We start from the raw sequence: 3,505 nt of genomic DNA on the forward strand, positions 1-3,505 counted from the left end.
GCACTCGGAAAGTGCCTTTCGAGTTGGTGCGGACAGGACCCTCAGCAAGTCCAATCCTTCCAGCTCAAGGCACTTTTCACGTTTAACGATCGGTTCCGGCCGCTTCCCAGGCGAAAGCCCCAGGCTAAGCCTCAACTCCCGTTGGTTTACGCGTCGCACCCTGCTTGCGAAGCAGGCGCTTCACGCTGCTCAGGCTGATGCCGTACTCCTGGGCAAGCACGTGCTTCGGAGTTCCGGCATGGAAGCTCTCCACGAGCTTACGAACCTCCTCGTCCGTCAGCCGGTCAGTGATCTTCTGGACAACGCGGGGTCGGCTGGATGGCGAAGCTAGTTGATCGTCGTGATCGTCGTGGGGGATCTTGGCTCGCTCAAGCGCCTCTAGCAGACGTTCTTGCAGGTCGGAGCGTTTCGAGTAACGTCCCAGAAGCTCCACTCGGAGACGGGGACCCATGGTCGCGAGCTGGCGCTCGCTCCCATAGGTCCCCTCGTCGTTGTACGGGGGGACGACCCCCCGAGCCCCCCGATGTGGGGGCGCCGCCCCCCACGCCCCCAGGTCGTTATGGGGGTTGCCGTGGTTGAGTGAGCGGGTATTGGCTCTGCTCGCGATGGGGGCCCGTGATGGATATCACCGGGCCCTCGAATCAGTCGATCGCCTTGAGGTTCATCAGCCATGACGTGGTTGAGTCGGCGTTTCTTCCGTAAACGAGGTCGTTGGTCCACTTCACGGTGTCGGGCACCTGGATGAGGTCGTCCAGGGTGATCAGCTGATTCCGTTCCGGGTTGAAGAATCGGTGGTGCGTGTCCGCGATCAGAGAGCCACCGTGCACCAGCCAGGCGAAGCCGGTTAGTGGGGGTTTCTGGAATCCGCTGCCGTCAGGACGCTGGATGAGAATTTCGATATTGAGCAGAGGTTTCGGAAGCGCTTCCGTCGGCATCCCCCGCGGGACGGTATCGAATGTCACGTACATTTCGTCCGTCGCGGGGTCGCCCGGGCCGGCTACCGGCGTGGTGCTCGCGTAGTGGCCCCAAGGGTGTGCCGGGTCCGTCTCCGTCCCCGTGCACCATTTCGGGCCGCACTCGAAGAGTTCGACGCCGTCTGCCGGGATGATCGGCACTGTCTCCCCGGTGAACAGGTCGGTCAGTGTTCCGGCCTTCCCGGAGGTGGGATCAAGGAGCATCATCCACGGCCACACAGTCGGATTTCTGCCCTGGCTCATGGCACTGCCGAGTTGCTCAAGGGTGCCGCCGTCGACGGGGACGGCCAGGATGGAAGGGAACAGCCCCGGCCCCAGCCAGATCACCTGCCCGTCGCGGATGACCATGCTGTTGGGAGCGTCGTCGGAGTAGTCGAAGCGCAGCAAGCGTCGCGCGGGCCCACCGGACAGACGTGCCTGCCACATTTCCTTGTGCCCGTCCACGTCGCCCGACCAGACGACGTACCGGCCGTCGGACGCCAGGATGCTCGGCACCGCGACGGCAGGGTCGAGGTTGGTGACCGTCGTAATGGCGCCCGACAGTGTGTCGAGCAGGTCCATCCGGGTGGCGTCCGCGCCTTCCGGGCCGGTGAGCAGCAGAACGCGGGTCGCGTCGACAGCCAGCGCGGGCCGGTGCGTCAAGCCGTCGGCGGACCGGGTGGGGAAGCGCGAGATCGCGCCTGGCCGCGCCTGCTGGGCCGACACCACCGTCGGTGACGTGCTGGGAGTCGGCGAGGGCCGGGTGACCGGCCCGTCGGCGCGCAGCCGGTCGACCGCCAGGGAGCTTCCCGCGACCACGGCGATCACCGCCGCCGCCGCGAACACCGCCTGCGCGTGTCTGCGGGTCCGCTCACGCCTCCTGCGCTGTACGGCCGGTACGAGGTCGCCGGGAGGGTCGGTGACGAGTTCGCCCGCGGCCTTGAGCGTACGAGCGAGGCGGGATTCCACGGTCTCGGGCATCAGACGCTCCACAGGTCGGGAATGGGCAGGCCGGATTCGGCACGCAATCTGGCCAGGCCCCTGGCGGCCAGGCTGCGCACCGTGTTGCGGGAGACGCCGACCCGGGCGGCGATGTCCTCATCGGCGAGATCCTCGTAGTAGCGCAGAACCAGAACAGTCCGCTGGCGCGGCGAGAGCGTGGCCAGCAGACGCCATATGTCCGCGTCACCCGACAACCGCTCGATGTCGGCGTCACGGTAGGAGGCCTCGGGCACCTGGGCGACCAGGCGCCGACGTAATCGGCGCCACCTGCTGATGTGCAGCCGGACCATGGTGACCCGGACGAACCCCTCCGGGTCGTCCTTGGCCCGTACCCGAGGCCACGCGTCGCTGAGCCGCAGGAGCGCCTCCTGGACGAGGTCGGCGCCGTCGTCCAGATTTCCGGTCAGCACGAAGCCGTAGCGGAGCAACGCGGTGCCCCGTACATGCACGAATTCCTCGAAGCTGGCGGGCCGCCCTGGCTCGTCGTCCACGTCGCACCTCCCCGTTCACCCCAGGGACGCATGATCGGGGCGATCTGTTGCGGCTTGATTCCCCAATGCAGAAAGGTCTGACCCACTCAGTAGGTCAGACCACTTCCGCGTTGGGGGACTTGAGCCCACGACCTCCTCCTGCGAGCCCTGCCGCCAGGCGCTGACCGCCGCCGGGCATCGCGCCGTGGTCAAACCCGCGCCGTCACGCCCGGCCGTGCCTGGCGGGTTTGACCGATGGTGGCGGCGGCTCAGTTGAAGGGGTTGTCGTGGACGAGGCTGCTCTTGGTGCGCGTCATGTACTGGCCGTTGTTCCTGCTGCTGAACCAGCCGGCGGTCACGTCGAAGCGGACGTTGTAGACGGCGCTGCCGAGGATGACCTCGGCGCTGTACAGGGAGACCCGCTGGCACCCGGTGGCCGAGGAGTAACCGGTCCAGACCGGGTAGTTGACGGTCGAGCCGTTGACCACGATGAGGAAGGACGGCTCGGGGTAGGCGCCGCTCTGCCAGCACACGCTCAGCGAGTAGCGGTACTTCGTGTTGGAGTCATCGAACGCGACGGTTCCTTCCAGGCGGGCCAACTGCATCCCGGAGCCGTCGTTGGCGGTGACCTGCACCAAGACCTGCTGGTCCGGGCCGTACGCGGCATGGGCGGGGGTGACCTGCAGGAAGGTGGCGGCCAAGGCCATGATGGCGAGTGCGATCGACGTCGTCAGGCGACGTCCCCACGAGCGTCCGGTCAATTCACACCTCATCGATTCAGGAGTGAGGGAACGCCCGGAGGCTATATACGAGATCTTGAGCCGTCCAGTATGGCGATTTTTGGCCTAATCCCAAAAGCGTCCTCAAGTATCATTGCTCACGCCGTTCTTGTAGCGACCAGGGAATAGAAGGAGATGTGGTCCGCGGAAATCCACTGAAAATTTCACCCTCATTAGCCTCGATGTTTCACGATCTTCGTCTGGTCGGCTGAGCGGTTCGGCTGGGAGTTGATTTCGCCGTCGTGGTCAGTCTGGTGGCCCGGCTGTCGCGCCGGGTGGGCGGGGTTCCACGGGCCCGCAG

General features: G+C 65.9%; 4 protein-coding genes. All 4 read right to left on the bottom strand.

Annotation, left to right across the window (positions count from 1 at the left end; all coding sequences use genetic code 11):
* Positions 1 to 124: 124 nt before the first annotated feature.
* The 4 genes from KIP79_RS45945 to KIP79_RS45960 all read right to left on the bottom strand — a co-directional run bounded on the left by KIP79_RS45945 (position 125) and on the right by KIP79_RS45960 (position 3,186).
* Positions 125 to 433, bottom strand: a complete 309-nt coding sequence (locus KIP79_RS45945; protein ID WP_214111392.1) for a hypothetical protein — start codon at positions 431 to 433, stop codon at positions 125 to 127.
* 208 nt (positions 434 to 641) lie between these two features.
* The gene (locus KIP79_RS45950; protein WP_214111393.1) at positions 642 to 1,934 is read right to left on the bottom strand and encodes a TolB-like translocation protein; all 1,293 of its coding nucleotides are present in this window, start codon (positions 1,932 to 1,934) and stop codon (positions 642 to 644) included.
* Positions 1,934 to 2,446, bottom strand: a complete 513-nt coding sequence (locus KIP79_RS45955; protein WP_214111394.1) for a SigE family RNA polymerase sigma factor — start codon at positions 2,444 to 2,446, stop codon at positions 1,934 to 1,936. Before KIP79_RS45955 ends, KIP79_RS45950 begins: the two co-directional genes overlap by 1 nt.
* A 248-nt stretch (positions 2,447 to 2,694) precedes the next feature.
* A complete protein-coding gene (locus KIP79_RS45960; protein WP_214111395.1) occupies positions 2,695 to 3,186 on the bottom strand; it encodes a hypothetical protein in 492 nt (163 codons plus the stop codon).
* Positions 3,187 to 3,505 lie beyond the last annotated feature (319 nt).

This window comes from Acrocarpospora catenulata (genome assembly GCF_018476525.1).
GTDB lineage: Bacteria > Actinomycetota > Actinomycetes > Streptosporangiales > Streptosporangiaceae > Acrocarpospora > Acrocarpospora catenulata.

Coding starts and splice junctions, on each gene's coding strand:
- KIP79_RS45950 (WP_214111393.1), bottom strand. CDS start 1,934: ATGCCCGAGACCGTGGAATCCCGCCTCGCTCGTACGCTCAAGGCCGCG.